Raw genomic sequence first — 18384 nt, forward strand, 5'->3', positions numbered from 1 at the left:
GTGAGAGCATTTATCTCAGCCGAAACGAAGAGCTTCGTCAGGCACGCACCCAGTCACCAGTGAGTTGCCCTGTCCCTCGTGCGGAGCGCCAGTTGCTCCGTCCGAACGGGTGCGCCCGACATGGTTGACGCGATCCCAAAGAAAACCGGAAGAGCGGACTTGGATCGCTTGACCTGGGCAAATATGATCCTGACGCCTTGCAGAGGGACTGGATGGAAATCGGTCGGGTCGAGCGCAAGCTCTCGGCGATCCTTGCGGCTGACCTCGCCGGGTACAGTCAACTGATGGGCGCTGACGAAGAAGGTGCCCTCGAGCGCTTGAACAGCCATCAACGTGACCACCTCGATCCCTGTATTGCCGTCGGCGACATCATCGAACAGGACGGTCACGTCTTGGGCGCGGGGGTCAACATCGCCGCGCGTCTGGAGAGGATCGCCGAGCCTGGCAGGATCTGCGTTTCCGAACGCGTGCAGGAACATGCAGCGGGAAAGATCGGCCTGCGCATCGAGGACTCGTGACGTCCGGCGGAGTGCCCAGAATTTTGCCTGGTATCGTCGCGCCTCATCCATTCGGCCCAGCTGAGCATTTGCCGCGAACATAACAGCCTGAGGGCTGGCCGTTTGGCGACGCCCGCTTTTGGTGAATGGACTGAACCGGGGAACCGACTGTCATGAGGCGCGAAGCCGCCGTTCGCGTCGTGAAAGACATACCTCCACATCGGTGAGATTGTGGAATAGCGGTGACCAACCTGGACTAAGATCTAGGGTCAAAGGGGGCGCTCACGAGCCGCCTAATCGATAGACCGGGATGCCGAGCTTGCGGGCCTTGTCGGCGAGGTTCTCCTGAATGCCGGTGCCGGGAAAGATGATGACGCCGATCGGCATGACCGCCAACATCTGGTCGTTGCGCTTAAAGGGAGCGGCCTTGGCGTGTCTGCTCCAGTCGGGCTTGAAGGCGACCTGCGGCACCTTGCGATGATCGGCCCAGCCGGCGGCGATCTTTTCGGCGCCTTTGCGTGATCCGCCGTGCATCAACACCATGTCGGGGTGCTTGGCACGGATTTGGTCGAGCTTTGCCCAGATCAGCTCGTGATCGGCGGTATCGCCGCCGGAGAAGGCGATCTTGGAGCCAGCGGGCAACATGACGTCGGCTTCCGCGCGCCGCCTGGCCGCGAGGAAGTCGCGGCTATCGATCATTGCGGCGGTGAGATGGTGGTGGTTTACCATCGACCCCGTGCGCGGTCGCCAGGCAGAACCGGTGTACTGATCGTAGTGTTCGGCGGCCTGGTCACGCATCAACTCGAAGGCGTCGCGCCGTTCGATCATGGTCTGGCCCTGGGCGGTGAGTGTCTCGAGTTCAACCGCCTTGATCTCGCTTCCGTCCTGCTCGCGCTGCAGGCGGCGCTGGGCCTGCTCATTGTCGTCCAGTTGCCGCTCGATCCGTTGTACAGCTCGGTGGAAGACATTGGTGACGGACCAGAGCAGGTCATCAAGGTCGGGTTCGAGGCGCGTGTCGGCGAGGGTGCCGATGAGGGCGTCAAAGATGTCGGCCACGGCTCCGGCCACTTGGTCGCCACCGGGGAGCGGTCGCGGATCGGGCTCGTCCGCAAATGGTCGCCAGCCATAGAGCTGGAGTTCGGTGAGGATGTGATCGGTCGCAGAAGCGGCGTGGTGCGGTTCAATGTCGTCGTGCTCGCTCATGGGGATGCTCCCGTCGGTTTGACCGCGACCCTCGCGGCCTTCATGGCGACGAGAGCCCACGGGCGGGTTGGCCCGACACCCCAAGCGAAGCGGAGGGCCGGAGCGCAGCGGAGGATGGCGGCGGCCGGCTATTTTGCATCGCGATGGAAAGGCGTCGCGCCCGATCCCTGCCATTCGCGAGTGGTCGTGCGTCGCCGGAAAATAGTCGGCCGCCGCCATTGCCTGGCCGGCCAGTTCGTGGCCCGATCGCCCTCTCGAAGGCCGGGTCGCGGTTCTCTGCCGGCGGGCTACGCATCCATTGCGCCGCACCGGCACCGTGCGCCGCGCGCTTCCCCTCACGGCTCATGCCGCCTGTGTCAGGTAGCGGATACGATCTTTGCGCATGAGCTGATCCGCAATCGAGGACCGGAAGTCGACAAGTCCGAAATGGCGGAGGTCTTCGTTGAAGTCCTCCGTCACCGGCGACAGCACGATTGCCTCGATTCCGGCGTCCGTAGCGCGCTCTAGCAGGTTGTCTCGGGCACCGTCACCGGCCGGATCGTTGTCGCGGATGACATAGAGCCGGCGCAGGGTCGGCGGGAACAGGATGGCGGCAAGATGGGCTGCTGAGAGTGCCGCAGCCATCGCCATATCGGGCAAGGCGCATCTGAGCGATAGCGTCGTCTCGATGCCTTCGCCTGCCGCCATGACGCTGCCGGGTACGCCGAAGCGGACGGCGTTACCGAGAAGTTCACCCATTGCCCGACGCGGCGTGTCGACCGGTGCCTTGCCGGTGCCATCCGGTGCGAGCCAGGTGCGGTGCGCGCCGGTCAGATGTCCATCCAAGTTGGTAACGGCGGCAATCATTGCCGGCAAGGTCTCGGTCGGTCCATGACCGCCGGGCCGGTAGTAGCAGCGCGGATGGAACCGCAGCGATCCGGTGCCGGACAAAGTCGCAATGCCACGTCCACGCAAATAGGTTTCCACGAGGGTGCCGATAATGGGCTTCGACATGGCGACCAGTCGGCGAGCCGCTTCCGGAGATCCAATGGGGACCTGCGTGATCGGCGCGGCCGGTCGGGGTGGCATGGCATCTGGCATAGCGAGAAACAGGCGCGCCTCATCGGCGACGTCCCGGAAGTTGACCAGTCCGAGGGATTCGCGGATGACGTCGAGCAGGTCGCCATGCTCGCCGGTAGCGGCGTCGGTCCATTTGCCTGGCGGTCCCTTCGGGGATGGCTGCAGACGCACGAACATCGAGCGGCCCGGCGCATTGCGGACGTCGCCGACGCTCCAATAGTTGCCCTGGCGACGGCCATTGGAGAGGTAGTGGCGGCACACCGCCTCGGCATGTTCGGCGAGGCGGTGTGCGAGGTCGGATGCAGCGTGACGCGGAATCATGCAGCCTCCCGCTCACTGACCCGCTCGATTGGGAAGCGGTCGAGCACGCGCTCCAGCACGGCGAGCCCGTTGGCGTCGATCGGCACGAACATCCTGAGCTTCCACGAAATGATCTCGTGGAAGAGACCGTAGGCGGTGAGGCGCTCCCGCATCGTGTCGGTGAAGCCCGACAGTTCGATGCGCCACGCGCCCATGACGCGGCTGCGGCGAAGCTGGAGACCCTCGGCGAGATCAAGGATCGTCCGCCCGTCGATCAGCGCCGCGAGCGCCTGCTCGGGCGATAGCGATGCGACGCCTGTCGCCGTGGCGTTGGCGGCCCAGGCCGGCGTGACAAGGCGACCAATTATGCGCTCGCCCTCGTCGGTCTGAAGTCGAAAAACGCGGGTCGACTCGTTTGGCAGACGCTTCCAGATCGGCAACAACAGGCCCGTCACCATGTGCAGCACGGCATCGGCAAACTCGGGAGTCTCGGCGACCTCCGCATTCCATCCTGCAGCGAAAGCTTCACGGTGGGCCTCGACCCAGCGGGTTTCGCCCATAGCCTTGAGCGGCATGTTCTGGCCTTCCATTGGCCGGATCAGGCGGACCCGCCGCTCGATCTCGCCGTCGTCGAGCATGATGCTGGTGGTTGGGATCTGCACGGCGGCGCGGCCAGATTGCTCGTTGATCAGTAGGATGGCGCGCAAATCGCGAAGGTGATGGAGCGCCGCATCGAGCATGACGGGCCGATTGCGCTTGCGCTGGGTGATCGTCAGCAGCCGCGTTTCGGCGCCGGTGCGCGGATGGGCGTAGATGACCTGCCGGTCGGTGATGACGAAGCTCTCGGCCCGCAGGGTCTCCAGCCCGGTGTCATAGGTGCCCGAGGCGATGGCGCCACCGATCCGAGCGGCCAGAAGCTGCTCGAAGGCGCCGAACAGCACGCCCTGCACTTCGATGGTCAGCGCCAACAGGCGATTGAGGAAGGTGGTGATCGGCGGCAACTCGTCCTTGATGCCGTTGTTGTCCATCAGCTTGAGACCGGTCGCCGCCTCGAAACGCTGGAGTGTGCAGCCCTCGACCTTGCCGCGTACGATCAGGAGATAGAGCTGCCGCAAGGCATCGCCGGCATAGTGGCTTTCAAGATTGTCCTCTGGCCGGAACAGCCCTTGGCCACCGGTCTGGCGCTGGCCGCGCGTGATTGCGCCCAACGTGTCGAGACGGCGGGCGATCGTCGAGAGGAAGCGCTTTTCCGCCTTCACATTGGTCGAGATCGGCCGGAACAGCGGCGGCTGCGCCTGATTGGTCCGATGCGTGCGGCCCAGGCCCTGGATGGCGGTGTCGGCCTTCCACCCGGCTTCGAGCAGATAATGCACACGCAGCCGCGTGTTCCGTGCCAAGAGTTCGGCATGGTAGGAACGACCCGTCCCGCCGGCGTCGGAAAACACCAGAACGCGCTTCTGATCGTCCATGAAGGACTGCGCCTCGGCCAGATTTGCCGACCCTGCTCGGTGCTCGACGACCAGGCGGTCGCGCTTGCGCACGATGCGGCGCGAGCGGCCAGTGACTTCGGCGACGAGGTCCGCGCCGAAATGTTGGACGATCTGGTCGAGCGCACCGGGGACAGGCGTCAAGCTGGCGAGTTTCGCGATCAGCTCGTCGCGCCGGGCGACCGCCTCGCGGCTCTCGACCGGCTGGCCATCGCGGTAGACCGGGCGCGACGACAGATTGCCCTCCGAATCCGTGAAGGGCTCGTAGAGCTGCACCGGGAAGGAATGAGCGAGGTAGTCGAGGACGTATTCGCGCGGCGTGATGTCGACGCGAACATCGTTCCATTCCTCGGTCGGCAACTCGGCCAGCCGCCGCTCCATGAGCGCCTCACCCGTCGAGACGATCTGGACAACGGCCGCATGGCCCTCCTCCAGATCGCCGGTGATGGATTTGATCAGGGTCGGTGTCTTCATGCTGGTCAACAAATGGCCGAAGAAGCGCTGCTTGGCGCTTTCAAAGGCGCTGCGCGCGGTCGACTTGGCCTGGGCATTGAGCGTGCCGGTGCTGCCGGTGATGTTGGCCGCCTGCATCGCAGCATCGAGATTGTTGTGGATGACGCCGAAGGCCCCAGCGTACGCGTCATAGATGCGGACCTGTTCGGGCGTCAGCTCATGCTCGAGCAGTTCGTATTCGACACCGTTGAAAGAGAGCGAGCGGGCGGTATAGAGGCCAAGTGCCCTGAGGTCGCGTGCCAGTACTTCCATCGCCGCCACGCCGCCAGCCTCGATCGCCTCGACGAACTCGGCGCGGGTCGAGAATGGAAAATGCTCGCCGCCCCAGAGGCCGAGCCGCTGGGCATAGGCGAGATTGTGCACGGTGGTGGCGCCAGTCGCCGACACATAGACGATGCGGGCATTCGGCAGGGCGTGCTGTAGCCTCAGGCCGGCACGGCCTTGCTGGGAGGGAGCGGCGTCGCCGCGTTCGCTCTTGCCGCCACCGGCATTTTGCATGGCGTGCGCCTCGTCGAAGATGATGACCCCATCGAAATCCGGACCCAACCATTCGACGATCTGCTTGACCCGCGAAAGCCTCTCGCCGCGATCGTCGGACCGCAGCGTGGCATAGGTGGTGAACAGGATGCCGTCCGCCAGCGTGATCGGCCTGCCCTGCGGGAAGCGGGAGAGCGGGGTGACCAGCAAGCGCTCCATGCCGAGCGCGGACCAGTCGCGCTGCGCATCCTCGATGAGCTTGTCTGACTTGGAGATCCAGACGGCCTTGCGACGGCCCTGCATCCAATTGTCTAGGATTACGGCGGCGGACTCGCGGCCCTTGCCTACACCGGTACCGTCGCCGATCATGAAGCCTTGCCGGAAGCGCACGGCCCGCGCCGCGTCATCTGCCGCCGCGCTAATTACGTCAAAGGTATCGTCGAGCGTCCAGGCGCCGGCGAGATACTCGGCGTGAGCATCGCCCGCATAGATGACGGTCTCGAGCTGCGCGTCCGAGAGCAGGTCAAGGACGTTCTTCGGCAGGCGCGGCCGATAACTCGGCTTGGGCGGCGCGACCGAGGCCATGGCCGCCGATTGCACGAGTTGGGTGGGGTGCGGCTGCGCGCCGGGAATGCGGATCGCCTGAAGCGCGTAGTCCTCGTAGATGGCGTCGCTGATGTGGCCGCCCTCGGCGGCCTTCCAGTCGAGCACCTGATAGGCGAGCTCAACGGCATCGGGATCAGTGAGCGGTGGCCGCGGTGTTATTCTTGCCGTGGGACCAAGATAGCCGCGCACTGTGCGGGGTGCGGCCGACGACGATGTGGGAGTTGCACCTGCGGGTATGGTGACCGGCAGCCGTGCCGGCACATGCTCGCCGACCCATGCGATCAGCGTCGCGGCATCCGGGGCAACGCCCTGATCTGCCGGGAACACGTCCGGATCGTCCGCCGGCACCCGGTCGATGACGGTGAGGCGTGTCGGAAAGGTCGTGCCATGCTTGGCGTAGGCCGAGCCGTCGATGGCGGCGGAGAAGACGATGCGGCCACGTTCCTGCAGGCGAGTAAAGGCGGCGGTCCAGGCCGGGTGGTCGGGCGCGAAGTTCGCACCGGTAATCGTCACCAGCCGCCCGCCGGGCGCAAGGCGCGCCAGGGCCGAGGCGATGTGCCGCCAGGCCGCGTCGGCCATGCGGCCCTCGACGTTGGCCATGACCGAAAAGGGCGGGTTCATCAGCACCACGCTCGGCACGGCGCCGGGATAGAGATGGTCGTCGATCTGGGCGGCGTCGAAGCGGCTGGCGCAGACGGCCGGAAAGAGGCCGGAGAGAAGTGCCGCGCGGGTTTCGGCAAGCTCGTTGAGAATGAGCGAGGCGCCGGCTATCTCGGCCAGGATGGCGAGCAGCCCGGTGCCGGCGGAAGGCTCCAGCACACGGTCGGCCGGCGTGATGGCAGCGGCCGTTGCGGCGACCATGCCGAGCGGAATCGGCGTCGAGAACTGCTGGAAGGTCTGTGCTTCTTCGGATCGGCGGGTATGCGTCGGCATGAGCCGGGCGATCTTCGACAATGCTGACAGCCGGAGAGCCGGAGACGCGGCCTTGCGGAACAACGCCTTTCCGTACTTGCGCAGGAAAAGGACCGTCGCAGCCTCGCAGGCATCGTAGGCCTGCTTCCAGTCCCAGGCGCCGGCTGCGTCGGAGGCGCCGAATGCGGCTTCCATCGCCGCGCGCAACTTTGGCGCGTCGATGCTGTCGCCGCGCTCGAGATGGGGAAGCAGAAGGCCGGCGGCGGCGAAGATAGCGCCGGCTGCACCGGTTTGGGGGAGCGGGAGCGGCGCGGCTGCGGGAACTGCCACAGCGGGCGAGATCATGTACATGGTGTGAACCTCGGGAGAGCGGGGACAGGATCGAGCCGCGCGGCGCTCTCTCTGGACCGTGCGGATTCAAAACCATCCCGGCTCGCCTCTCCCTCTCTGGCCTCCACCGAAGCCAAAATGAAACAAGCGCCCCGCCATGAGGTGGAGCGCTTGCCGGTATCAACCGATGTCGATCATATTCCGCCGTCAGGCCCCGACTTCTGTAGGAAACCATTGGCGCTGTCGGGATCGGGCGGCAGGTAGGCATCATAGGGATTGCCGTCGGCAAGATGAGCGAACGGCGTGAACTCGTAGTGAAGAAGAAAGGGCCGAGCGACCCGCGCCACTCCGCCGACGGTGCTATCCGGCGGCGACCGCGTGTGCGGCAGTCTCATGGGTGGCCGAGCCGTCCTCGTCATCACCGGCCAGGAATTCGGGGAGGTCAGCTTCCTCGCCCACATTCGGCCGGGCGGCGTCATTGCCGCGAAGGCGGAGCGGTTCGGGTAGCCAGCCACTATCGGCCAGGAGGCGCTCGGCCTCTTTGGCCATGTCGGCCTTCTTGAGATGGTCGATAAGCTGGGCGGCCTGGTCGCCGGCGCCTTCGCGCACGGCTTCGAGAATGCGGGACTTGGTGACGCGACCGAGATAGTTATCCACCGTCGGCCGCCAGCCGGCATCTACCATGTCAAGCCCGGTGGCACGGGACAACCGATCGGCTTCACGCCGGCGCTGATCGAGTCCATGCTGGGAAACGCCGCTGCCGTAGGGATTGGGTCGTTCGAACAAGGCGTTGATCCCATAGCTGACGCAATGCGCCAGCAGCGTCTGCCGGCTTGCTTCATCGAGTCCGTCGAGCCACGCCCATAGGGCCTCGTCGTCATCCAGTGGAATGTCGCTCTTCCATGCCTCATGGCGCTCATGGACGGCCTTGGCCGCAGGGCTGTCCTTGAGACCGACGTCCTGCCACGGCAAGTGGACATGTCGGACGAAGGCCTCGACGCAGCCGATGGCGGAACGCTGACCGAAGGTGTCGAGGACGAGCCGGTGCAAGAGCGCCGTGATGGCCACATGCTGGTTCTCGGCCAGTGCGTTGCGCAGCGCCAACGTGCGATGGGCAGTAAGTTCGATGACCAGGCGCTCGGGTAGCGGCTTGATGGTGTCGCCGTCATCCTCCTCAGGCTCGGACGCCTGCGCGCCGATGGTGATAATCGCGCGGGCCGAAGGATTGTGTCTGCTGTCTTCGTTCTCGGTGGCGCAACCTGGCTCGGCCGAGTGGCCGTCGACCGCCTGCATCGCTTCGTCCTCGGGGCGCACATGGGCCCGATCGACGACGAGATCGCCATCACGATCGATGCTGATGAACACACCGGCGCGGGCGATCTCGGCCCCATCGTAGTGCATCGGCCGGCTCTCGAAGGCCTCAAGCGCGGTCTCGATGTGACCGAGGCGCTGATCGACATCGTCGGGGAGTTCGTCGGATTCGCCATACTCGGCTTCCAGCCGGTCGTACTCCGCCCGCAGGGCTTCGCGTTCCGCCCGCTCCGCGTCGGTTAGACCGACGGGGGTGCCAGCGATTGCCCGCAGACCGTGATTGTACCCGTAGGGCAGATCGGCATCGACCACGATCCACTTCCAGCCCTCCGCCGCGATCTCGTCGGCGATCGACTTCAGCCTATCGCCGACCAAGCGGTCGAGCAGAGCGGGGTCCTGCAGCCAGCCGCCATTGTCGGCCTCGAACAGGTCGCGCAGCACCACGCCGCCGGCAGCGACATACGCGTCGACACCGACGAACAGCGCCCGGCGATCGCTTGCCCGCACAGTGGTCTCCGTCAGCAGGCGCCGGATCTGCTGCGGCTCCTTCGACCAGGAGTTTTCGAGCGCCTCCCAGACCTGCTCCTGACGGGCGTGATCGTCGGTCACGGTGAACGCCATGAGCTGCTCGAGCTTCATGCCATCCTGCTCGTAAATCTCCTGCAGCTTGGCCGAAACCCTAGCCAGCCTGAGGCGCTGCTGCACGAATGTTGCGGAGACGAAGAAGCGTGCGGCAATCTCCTCATGGCTCGCGCCCTGGTCATGAAGTGTCTGGAAGGCGCGAAACATGTCGAGCGGATGTAAATCTTCGCGCTGAAAATTCTCGGCCAGCGAGTCCTCCTCGATCGGGACCGCGCTGTGGGCGTCGCTTATGACGCAGGGAACTGGCTCGGTCTTGCTCATGCGCTTCTGCTTGACCAGCAGTTCCAGCGCGCGATAGCGGCGCCCGCCAGCCGGCACCTCAAACATGCCGGTCTCGTTGCCCTCGCCGTCCAACACTGGCCGGACGTTGAGGCTCTGGAGCAGGCCGCGCCGGGCGATCGACGCGGCGAGGTCCTCTATGGTTTCCCCGCGCTTGATGCGCCGGACATTGGACTGGCTCAGCATCAGCTTGTTGAAGGGGATGTCACGTGAAGCGTTGAGGGTGATCTTCTGCTTGGGCGTAGCCATGTGGACTATCTCCGCGACGGGCGGCCGAAACTCTCTCGTCCTCCAAACCCGTCAAAAAAGACGGGCGCAGCCCTCTCACTCTGAGGACTGAGCCGCACCGAAGATCCAGAGGTGGGGACAGGGCCGCAGACACGACTGCGCATCTGCGGCTTGCGGATTACAAGCTGAGATCTCACTCGCCGTCTCGGCCAGATTGGCCGGCATGGTCGAGTTGCGTTCGGCGTCGCGAAGGTTTCCGCCCCGGCGGACCGCCTCTGCCCAGACGGAAATCGGCAGGTCGGTGCCAAAGAGCATGTCCCGCTCGATGCCGATGCCGAAAGGCAGCCGGATCGACGTCATCTCGAGCGCGGTTGCGAGCCAATTCCTTCGCCGAGTTGATTTGAAGAGCTTCACCACCCGTACGTGTTCGGCGTCGCGATCGCGGCTATTGGCGAGCAGGCACGCGCAGTTCCTCGGTGAGAACGATCATGCCGCCCTCTTCTCGATTTCGACCTCATCGACGCTGGCGGGCCCTGCCCTGGTTCCGTTGTCGGGTTGCGGAAGGAAGGCGAGCAACCAGTCGGCTGCCTTGCTGGCTTGGGAGGCGGCACGCACGATGGCTCGGTTGTCTTCGCGCAGGACGTCGAGCCAGGAGGCCAGGTAATCGGCGTGGCGCACGGTCGGCGCAATACCTCGCGAGGCGCAGCAGAAGGCTGCGTTCATTTCGGCGACCAGTTCCTCGAAAGCATATCGCTTTGTGCCGAAGGCGCAGCCGAGGTCACGGCCGACGCGGGAGGGATGGCCGGTCGCATGGCCAAGCTCGTGCAGGGCGGTGCGGTGCCAGTCAATGGTCTCGAAATACGCCTGCGGAGGCGGCACCTGCACGTAGTCGTGCGCCGGCACATAATAGGCGCTATTGCCGCCGATGCGGAAATCGATCCCTGTCGCCTTGATCAGCGCCTCGACGGCCGGTTCGATCAGTCCGGGCTCTGGTGCGGGCGGAAACACCGCCAGATCGTCGGGCAGATTTTCGCATTGCGCGACGTTGAAGACGGTGAAGCGCTTCAGAAACTGTATGGCCCGTGCTGCCTCGCCGGTCTCCCGCGCGCGTTTCTTCTCGTCGTCAGGGATGAAGCGGTCAGAATAGACGACGGTGGTCCCGTGTTCGCCCTTGCGGACATGGCCGCCCAGCGATAGCGCCTGGCGGAAAGTCAGCCAGCCCTGGACGGGAAAGCCATGCTCGACGACCGCACCCCACAGGATCAGCACGTTGATCCCCGAATAGGCACGGCCAGAGGCGGCATTGGCCGGCATGGCGAGGGGTGCTTGCGCCGCCGCCGTGCCCCAGGGCACCCAGGGAAAGCGCCCAGCCTCCAGCTCGGCGATGATCTTGTTGGTGATGTCATCATAGAGGCTTGCCCGGTCGGCGCCGGCGCGAGCGTAATGTCTGGACATCGGGTTTCTCCGCGACGGGCGCCGGAGGCCTCTCCTCCAGCTCTCAACCCGTCACGGCAAACCGGTCCGTACTCTCGCTCTAGAGGCTAGCCGCCGGACTGCGTGCCGAATGCGGTCGGTAAGCGTTTGTGCGACGTCGAAATAACCTTCCCAGGCTTCGCGCAACTGAGCCCGCGCGGCGGCGGCGAAGACATCGAAGCCGTTGGCGTTTTTCGCAGGTGGGCAACTCATCCCAGCTGACAGGCACCGCGCACGACGCCCCCGCGCGTGCCCGAGTCGACCAGGGGCAGATTGCAGTGGAGCCCTGGCCGTTGCGCAGGTAATCGAGAAACATTCGGCCCTTGCGCTTCGCCTTGCTCATATTGGCGACGAAGCGCGACGGATCTGTACGGGCCAGCAGTTCGGCGAAGTCCTGGCAGAAGCTCTTGACCTCGTCCCAGTCTGCCTCCGGGAGGAGCAGGACGACCACATGAACGCCCTTGCCGCCGGACAGCAACGGCCACGACTGCAATCCAAGCGCTTCCAGAATGCTCCGAATGTCGAGGGCTGCCTGCTTGACGGCAGCAAAGCCCAAGCCCTGTCGGGGTCGATGTCGAAGATCATGCGGTGCGGCAGATCCGGCTGCTGGCGACGGCTTCCCCAGATGTGGAATTCGAGCACGTCTGGACGCCCGCGATCAGCCCAGCCAAGTCATCGACCACGAGATGCGGCTTTCCTTACCGGACACCTTCTCCAAGTGGCCATCATGGATGGCACTGGGCACGCCTGGCAGGTTGTGCTTCTGAAAGAAGGTCTGCTGCAGGTCGCCGTGAGTATCGCGCACCAGCGACAGCGGCCGATCCTGAATGTGCGGCAGCATCTTCTCGGCGACCACTGCGTAGTAGGCGGCGAGCGTGGATTTGGTCACCTTGGTGCCTGGATACATGACCTTGTCCGGATGCGTCAGCTTGACGCCGACAGCAGCGGCGATCTCGTTGCCGGATCGAGATTGGCCGAGTCTCTGGGCCGTTTGCGCCTTTTGTTGAGAGTGCCGTCTACTCGGACATGAGGAACTCGGATACATGTCAATACGCTGCCTGGGATTCGGTTCCATGCCCAAGCACCGCGCCGGCGACCGTCGGCGCTCAAGGAAGAACGGCGCATAAGCCGCAGTCCTGCGCGCGGCCGCAACAGCGGACAATTGTCACGCGCAGGACGGAGGAAATTCGCCCCCCGCCGCGGGCGGTGAGCAGGACAGCCGTAGGAGCGTCAGCATAGCGCCGGCCGCAGGACGGGACGCGGGACCGACTGTCCCCGTCCGCGGTGGTCCGCATGTTTTGGTTCGAAGCCCACCGGCTGAGATCGCGCAGTTCAGTTCTCGACAGTCCGACCGCTGATCCGCGATGATGCAAACAGGATTGAACCACACCAGAGCCGAGTTTGGCTGCAAGAAATCGATCTGGTCTTGCACCCTTTCGGCTTCTTCCTCAATTGCGTTGCAGCTTGTGAATTCCAAGCCTGACAGGCCCTCCCCTGTCACAACTCGTGCAGAAAGCGCTCGCTCGACCGAACTGAGAATGCGGCTTTTCCATTGCGCTCGATGAGGCGTTTTGCCGTTGCATGGTGCGAACATGATCTGCAACAAGCTCGCAACACATGCCACTCGCGAAATGTCGAGCGCCCATACAGGCCACCGTGAACGCTGCCAGGCGCTCTCAAGCGTCAACGCCGGTTGCTGTTTAGCTGGCGACGTCCCTTGGCACGCTTTCGGTCGGAGAAAAGCGAATATCCGCCGTCCTCCCGAAATCTGCAGCGACGCATGAGCCCCGGGCTTGACCCATTGCGTCGCCGAGATTTATTCCCTTGGGCGCCGGCATGGTGTGCCCCAGGAACCTCTTCCACAGTCGCTAGCCAATAGCGGGGCTCGAATTGATGCGGCTGAGCCCACAAATTGGTCGATCGCGCGGCCAATCGAAAGCCATGAAGAGAGGTGGAAACCCTGTAGTGCCGAAGTATCACGTTGAGGGGATGGATGGTGCTACGCAGACGGCCATACGGACAGTCAACGCCCATGTGGGCCGGTAAGCATCCGAATGCACTCTGCGCGCAAGTGAACCCCTTGCGCTAACGCTTCGACGCGCCATCAAAGCATTGACCATGTTGGGGGGCGATCGCACCGCTGATGGCCAGCGAAGGCCAACAAGTGGTCCGGCTACCCTTGGAGCCAATCCGCATTTCTGGCGATTTTTCCCTGGAGCAATCAGTGCATTGACATGAACTCGGCCGTTTTATTGTTCCTTGCTGAGTGCAGGTAATCGTGCCGGAACTCAGCAAGAAAGGCCAGTCCTTCCCAATCATGGATGGTCAATTGGCCATTCACAAGTGATGTAAGGTGCTTCTCCCGAAGAGACTTGAGCGTGCGGTTGATGTGGACTGCCGACAGCCCTGTCGCCTCGCCAAGGTCAGCTTGAGTCACACCAAAAGCGCAGGTTTGATCGGACGCAAGTCCGGCATCTTCCATACGTAGCATGATTTCACAGAGAAGGTGGGCCACTCGGCCAAGCGCTTGGCGCTTCCCGACATTGACCACCCATTCGCGAAAAATCGATGCATCAACCAGTGTCGTTCGCCAAAGATTTGCCGCCAGCCTGGGGTGGCGTTCGCAGAGCAGCCGGATAGCCGAGTGATCTATGAAGCCAACACTGCAAGCGCTCACCGTTCGAACGTCGCTATCCAACAGATCGAGGTGCAGGCTCAACAGATCGGGCATGTCGCCAGGCACATGATAAGCAGTGACCTGACGCTTCCCGTCTCCTGTTACCTTCGAGGTGCTGGCTAAGCCAGCCAGGACCATTATGCACCGGGACGGCTGGTCGCCTTCCCGGACCAAGTTCTGGTTTGCGCCAATCGCAACGATCCTTATTCTTACCGCGTCGAGAGCTTGACGCTCAGCTGACGTGAGGGTGAAGGCACGATGGAACTTGGCGGTTAAGGGGCTTTGATAAAGCATGTCGGCTCTCCGTTTGGGCGGGAGCGCTATGGTCTCTCAGTCACCCGCGGCCAGCAGAACGCGAATGATGCCCGACCTTATATCATAAACACCGGACCGACTTAACCTGTGATAAGTCTGGCACTGCTTCCGATGGTCCTTTCCCCATCGGCAAACACAGGCTCAACAGGATTGGTGCTTACGAGGGAAGCGGCCCATCATCGGGCCTCGAGTTGCCCAGCTGCGGCAGCAGCTATAATAGATCGTTCTCAAATTCGAGGACTCACACCATGACCGACGCCCCCGACCACGCCGCTGAACTGGTAGAACTCACGGCGGATGTGGTATCCGCGTACGTCAGCAACAATCCCGTGCCGGTCGCGGGCTTGGCGGACCTGATAGCCTCAGTGCACGGGTCGCTGTCTGGGATTGGCCATCGCGTGGCTGCCGCGACCGAAGAACCAGTGCCTGCGGTAAATCCAAAAAGGTCAGTATTTCCCGATTACATCATCTGTCTTGAAGATGGTAAGCGGTTCAAAACCCTTCGGCGACATCTGCGCGTGGATTTCGGTCTCACTCCTGACGCGTATCGAACGAAGTGGAACTTGCCATCCACTTATCCGATGGTCGCTCCCAACTATGCGGCCTCACGGTCTGCCATGGCGAAGTCGATCGGTCTGGGTAGGAAGGCACCGCAGCCCACGGCAACTGCAACGGGCAAGGCAAGGCCGACGGCTAAGGCTAAAGCGTAGCTTCCGCGATCACACCATTACCACCGCGGCACCAATCGGCGATGTATGCATCGCGGCGGACCTGTCCGCTCTTGGCCGGTGCCCACCCAGGTTCCCCAACCCATGGCGCCGGCCATTTGTGGCCCACACCTCAGCTTCGTATTGCTGCCCAATCTTTTCTTGTTGTAGGCCGCTTACGACGTTAATCTCCGCTTGGCCTGATTGCTGGGAGGCAACGCCATGGCTGACATAATTCCAATTCGCAAAGCACGCCCTTGTGTCGAAGTTGGCAAACCCTGTGGCGAGTGGTTTGTCCGCGTGATCGAGGAAGACCAGGAACTCACCCGATCATTCAAGCTCGAATCCTATGCCGTGGCCTTTGCAGAAGGCCAAAGGTCGCGTCTGCATCTCAACACGTTTTCGCGGCTGTAGAGCAAGCCTATGCAGAGGTCCGCAGGGTTACTGGCGAATTTGGGCGATAGCATCGAAGCCATCGCCGGCCACATTGCGACCATGGAAACGCGACAACTGCACCAATAGCTCAAGTCGTTGCCATTGAGATCGGAAATCGCCAGCGCGGAAATGGTGATGGGCATCCTCGTCTATCGAGAGGTTGAACTGCGCCGCCGGCGGGGGACGGGCGGCAACGTGCTGCCCTTCCCCGGTCTCGGGACTCCACCTATCCAGCACTAGGCAGCGACGCCGGACCTGTAAGAGGCCATCGGATAGCGCATCCCTGTCGGTGATTGTTCACGTTCTTGAGCAGCACTTCATGCGGATCCTGCACGGCCTGGTGATTGTCGCAGATCGGCGACAATCGGGCCGACGATTGCCTTGTGCAGCCGTTCCGCCTCGATCTTGAAGCGGGCGAGCTGTTCCTGCGAAACGTGTTGTGAGGGGTTTTCGTCTTGACCATGGTAGCGAACTCCGTTGAGGGGATCGCCGCAAACGGTTCTTGCACAAAAAAGCCCGTCGCGGTGAGCGACAGGCTATTATGACATCAGGGGATTAGAACTTGTAGGCGATGCCGAAGCGAACCTCGTTGGTCTTCAGATCAACGTCGGCATTGACCAGACCACCAAAGGATTCTGTACCGAAGTCGGTATAGCGATACTCGCCTCGCAGCAGCAGATTGTCGGTCATGGCATAATCCAAGCCCACGCCTATCGTCCATCCTGTGAATGTATCTCCGAACGAAGGTCCGCCTCCATTATTACTTATGTCGACATCGCCAAACGCAACGCCACCCGCAATATAAGGAAGAAAGCGATCAACGGCATATCCTAGGCGCAGTCTTGCCGCCGCACTCCAGTTGAGTTCTTCGGTGGCGATGCCGCCCGGGATCGGGATACCAGGAGCGCTGAAGACTTGGCCGCTGCCATCAACATTCGCATATACGACGTCCAGCTCCGCGCCAATCACAATGTTATTGGACATCTGATAGTTGTAACCGGCGTAGACGCCACCAAGGAACCCGTCGGGATCTGTGTCGACAAAGCCCGGCCCACCGATTTCGTCTATGTTGCCATTCCCCCAAGCATAGCCTGCCTGTAGGCCGACATACCCACCCGTCCAGCTAAAGACCGGCGCGGCTTCTGCAACGATGGCATCGGCAGCATACGCCGACGAAGCCAGCAGAGACAACGACAGACCAAGAAGCAGCTTCTTCATAGGTGATCTCCTGTAACTAACCTTTTTGGTAGCAGAGCGCGCCGATTGATGCAGTTGTTTTTCTGCCACAGTTGGCCGAATTCAAATCGGCCGCCCGCACTTACATGAGAACCTTATGCCAACTCGCTGGTGGCGATCGGATCGCCCCTCGCCACAGTGGGCAACTGCTCGGCCACCCAAACTGTCCGGAACCTTCAGGCCGGGAACACTCATTCCGGTATCCCAGAATTAACATCGAGGAGGGTACGATAAAGGCTGTCGACCTCCTTGTCGTCGAACGCCTCGGTCAGCTCGCTTTCCGCAATCCCCTCAGCCTCCGCGTCGGCGATTAGGCGCTTTGCGAGCTGCTCGATCTCCGCTCGCTCTTTCGGCGCACCGGCGTCGGATAGATCGTGTTTTTTTATCCATTGGTTCAAAAATAGGACGGCCGGCTTGCTCATTCGGAAACACCTGGGGCAAAGTGCACGACGGCATCGACCAGCGTCCGATATAGGCTATCAACCTCTTCGTCGATCTCTTCGCGCTCGATCGTCAAGGCTTTAGCGTCGGCATACAATTTGTGTATGTACTCACTTACCGAAACGGCGTCGGTTTTAGCCGTTTCGGGGAAATTGTTGCCGATCCAGCGATCGAGAAAGTTGACGCCGCGTGTGCTCATGAAGCCTAAGCTCGATCCAGCGGTTAGGTTCCAGCAGGGCGCTCGACGGCAGCTTCGTCGACCTCGGCTTCCATTTCGTCGTTGACAGTCTTGGTCTTGCCGAAGGCGGCCACCGGCTCACCGTCAAAGCCCTGCAGCCACGCGTCGGCATGCTCTCCCCAGTAGGCTGGCACCGCACGTCTCCTTGCCATCCTTGCTCGCTTGGGCGTACATCCACGCGTAGGTGGCGCGCTCCTGATCTTTCCTAGCCACGGCCATCTGTGTCATCCTCTCGGAAGTCCTGCAGTGAGGCGTGGCGCAGGTCATCCTCGCCGCGCAGGTGCTTTACGCGGCCGATCAGCCCCGGCTTGACCCATTGCGTCGCAGGCCGCTTCATGACGCCCTTGGGCGCCGTGCCTGGGTGCTCTTGGACGCGTTTCCATAGCCTCTCGCGCATTTCCCGGTTCAAGGTGACGAACGCGCTGCCGACATAGCGCCCTGTGCCCCGCTCGGCCATGAGAGCGAAAGCCGGCTTGCCCGCTTCACGCTCGACGCCGAGCAGATCGAACTCGTCGATCGCATAGCACTTGGCCTTCAGCCAGTTGGCTGACGGACCGCTGCGGTATTTGCTGTCCTTCCGCTTCGACACCATGCCTTCAAGTCCGGCTTGGTCGAGCAAGTGGAGGATCGCCTTGGCTTCGCCGGGCAGAGGCTCGCTGAACTGAATACGCCGCCCGGGCTTGATCATGCTGGCCAGGATCTCGCGCCGCACCTCAAGCGCCATGTCGCGCAGATCGTGCCCATTGAGGTGCAATAGATCGAAGGCGACGAAATAGAGGTCTTGCTGTCGGCGGGTGATCGCTTTGCGCAGATCGCCGAAGTCCGAAAGGCCAGCTTCGTTCAAGACGATGATCTCACCGTCGACAATCGCGCTTTCGGCACCAAGACTCTTTGCCTCCCCCACCAGGTCGCGATATTTCGCAGTCCAGTCGTGGCCGTTGCGCGTATAAATGCGTGTGCCGTCTTCATCGATGATCATCTGCGATCGGTAGCCGTCGAACTTGACCTCGTGGGTCCA

Annotated in this window: 15 protein-coding genes and 2 pseudogenes; 3 read left to right on the forward strand and 14 right to left on the reverse strand. The window is 62.8% G+C overall.

Annotated elements, in window-relative coordinates:
- The first annotated feature begins 212 nt into the window (after positions 1-212).
- Positions 213-518: a nucleotidyl cyclase domain-containing protein gene (locus tag NKI06_RS29075; protein WP_031214161.1), complete on the forward strand. Its 306-nt coding sequence runs from the start codon at positions 213-215 to the stop codon at positions 516-518.
- 261 nt (positions 519-779) lie between these two features.
- On the opposite strand, the gene NKI06_RS29080 is transcribed toward NKI06_RS29075, so the two are convergent.
- The 9 genes and pseudogenes from NKI06_RS29080 to NKI06_RS29120 form a co-directional block, all read right to left on the reverse strand.
- Positions 780-1700, reverse strand: coding sequence for a DUF2493 domain-containing protein (locus NKI06_RS29080; protein ID WP_023673137.1), 921 nt, complete (start codon positions 1698-1700; stop codon positions 780-782).
- A 342-nt stretch (positions 1701-2042) separates the two neighbouring features.
- Positions 2043-3080 (reverse strand): DUF7146 domain-containing protein, encoded by a 1038-nt coding sequence (locus NKI06_RS29085; protein WP_352987799.1) that lies wholly within the window; start codon positions 3078-3080, stop codon positions 2043-2045.
- Positions 3077-7405, reverse strand: a complete 4329-nt coding sequence (locus NKI06_RS29090) for a strawberry notch-like NTP hydrolase domain-containing protein (protein WP_352987800.1) — start codon at positions 7403-7405, stop codon at positions 3077-3079. Before NKI06_RS29090 ends, NKI06_RS29085 begins: the two co-directional genes overlap by 4 nt.
- Before the next feature lie 173 nt (positions 7406-7578).
- Positions 7579-7698 (reverse strand): annotated as a pseudogene (locus tag NKI06_RS30965) (DUF6117 family protein); the annotation flags it as partial.
- A 46-nt stretch (positions 7699-7744) separates the two neighbouring features.
- A complete protein-coding gene (locus NKI06_RS29100; RefSeq protein WP_352987801.1) occupies positions 7745-9865 on the reverse strand; it encodes a ParB/RepB/Spo0J family partition protein in 2121 nt (706 codons plus the stop codon).
- 75 nt (positions 9866-9940) lie between these two features.
- Complete coding sequence (locus tag NKI06_RS30970; protein ID WP_460221719.1) at positions 9941-10261, reverse strand: DUF2958 domain-containing protein; 321 nt, start codon at positions 10259-10261, stop codon at positions 9941-9943.
- A 69-nt stretch (positions 10262-10330) separates the two neighbouring features.
- A complete protein-coding gene (locus tag NKI06_RS29110; RefSeq protein ID WP_023686038.1) occupies positions 10331-11299 on the reverse strand; it encodes an ArdC family protein in 969 nt (322 codons plus the stop codon).
- Positions 11300-11378: 79 nt separating this feature from the next.
- Positions 11379-12392: pseudogene (locus tag NKI06_RS29115) on the reverse strand (DNA polymerase domain-containing protein).
- Between the two features lie 1146 nt (positions 12393-13538).
- Complete coding sequence (locus NKI06_RS29120; RefSeq protein WP_352987802.1) at positions 13539-14288, reverse strand: Crp/Fnr family transcriptional regulator; 750 nt, start codon at positions 14286-14288, stop codon at positions 13539-13541.
- Positions 14289-14557: 269 nt separating this feature from the next.
- Here NKI06_RS29120 and NKI06_RS29125 point away from each other — a divergent pair, with 269 nt between their 5' ends.
- The gene (locus NKI06_RS29125; RefSeq protein ID WP_023673144.1) at positions 14558-15019 is read left to right on the forward strand and encodes a Ros/MucR family transcriptional regulator; all 462 of its coding nucleotides are present in this window, start codon (positions 14558-14560) and stop codon (positions 15017-15019) included.
- A 219-nt stretch (positions 15020-15238) separates the two neighbouring features.
- A complete protein-coding gene (locus NKI06_RS29130; protein ID WP_023673145.1) occupies positions 15239-15430 on the forward strand; it encodes a hypothetical protein in 192 nt (63 codons plus the stop codon).
- A 576-nt stretch (positions 15431-16006) separates the two neighbouring features.
- Here the strand turns inward: NKI06_RS29130 and NKI06_RS29135 are convergent.
- From NKI06_RS29135 to NKI06_RS29155, 5 genes are all read right to left on the reverse strand, one after another.
- Entirely contained in the window at positions 16007-16669 is a 663-nt protein-coding gene (locus NKI06_RS29135; protein WP_023673148.1) for an outer membrane protein, read from the reverse strand.
- 209 nt (positions 16670-16878) lie between these two features.
- Positions 16879-17109 (reverse strand): DUF768 domain-containing protein, encoded by a 231-nt coding sequence (locus NKI06_RS29140; protein ID WP_023673149.1) that lies wholly within the window; start codon positions 17107-17109, stop codon positions 16879-16881.
- Positions 17106-17327 (reverse strand): DUF768 domain-containing protein, encoded by a 222-nt coding sequence (locus NKI06_RS29145; RefSeq protein WP_023673150.1) that lies wholly within the window; start codon positions 17325-17327, stop codon positions 17106-17108. Before NKI06_RS29145 ends, NKI06_RS29140 begins: the two co-directional genes overlap by 4 nt.
- Positions 17328-17350: 23 nt before the next feature.
- Positions 17351-17500 (reverse strand): hypothetical protein, encoded by a 150-nt coding sequence (locus NKI06_RS29150; protein ID WP_023673151.1) that lies wholly within the window; start codon positions 17498-17500, stop codon positions 17351-17353.
- A 71-nt stretch (positions 17501-17571) separates the two neighbouring features.
- Positions 17572-18384: ATP-dependent DNA ligase (locus tag NKI06_RS29155; protein ID WP_352987803.1), on the reverse strand; the 813-nt coding region annotated here is incomplete at its 5' end.

The organism is Mesorhizobium sp. M0772, from assembly GCF_040320135.1.
Lineage (GTDB): Bacteria > Pseudomonadota > Alphaproteobacteria > Rhizobiales > Rhizobiaceae > Mesorhizobium.

Bases quoted from the DNA above. Each gene is read 5' to 3' on its own strand.
- NKI06_RS29085 (WP_352987799.1), bottom strand. From the start codon at position 3,080: ATGATTCCGCGTCACGCTGCATCCGACCTCGCACACCGCCTCGCCGAA.
- NKI06_RS29110 (WP_023686038.1), bottom strand. From the start codon at position 11,299: ATGTCCAGACATTACGCTCGCGCCGGCGCCGACCGGGCAAGCCTCTAT.
- NKI06_RS29100 (WP_352987801.1), bottom strand. From the start codon at position 9,865: ATGGCTACGCCCAAGCAGAAGATCACCCTCAACGCTTCACGTGACATC.
- NKI06_RS29145 (WP_023673150.1), bottom strand. From the start codon at position 17,327: ATGAGCACACGCGGCGTCAACTTTCTCGATCGCTGGATCGGCAACAAT.
- NKI06_RS29135 (WP_023673148.1), bottom strand. From the start codon at position 16,669: ATGAAGAAGCTGCTTCTTGGTCTGTCGTTGTCTCTGCTGGCTTCGTCG.
- NKI06_RS29090 (WP_352987800.1), bottom strand. From the start codon at position 7,405: ATGTACATGATCTCGCCCGCTGTGGCAGTTCCCGCAGCCGCGCCGCTC.
- NKI06_RS29080 (WP_023673137.1), bottom strand. From the start codon at position 1,700: ATGAGCGAGCACGACGACATTGAACCGCACCACGCCGCTTCTGCGACC.
- NKI06_RS29140 (WP_023673149.1), bottom strand. From the start codon at position 17,109: ATGAGCAAGCCGGCCGTCCTATTTTTGAACCAATGGATAAAAAAACAC.
- NKI06_RS29075 (WP_031214161.1), top strand. From the start codon at position 213: ATGGAAATCGGTCGGGTCGAGCGCAAGCTCTCGGCGATCCTTGCGGCT.
- NKI06_RS29130 (WP_023673145.1), top strand. From the start codon at position 15,239: ATGGCTGACATAATTCCAATTCGCAAAGCACGCCCTTGTGTCGAAGTT.
- NKI06_RS29125 (WP_023673144.1), top strand. From the start codon at position 14,558: ATGACCGACGCCCCCGACCACGCCGCTGAACTGGTAGAACTCACGGCG.
- NKI06_RS29120 (WP_352987802.1), bottom strand. From the start codon at position 14,288: ATGCTTTATCAAAGCCCCTTAACCGCCAAGTTCCATCGTGCCTTCACC.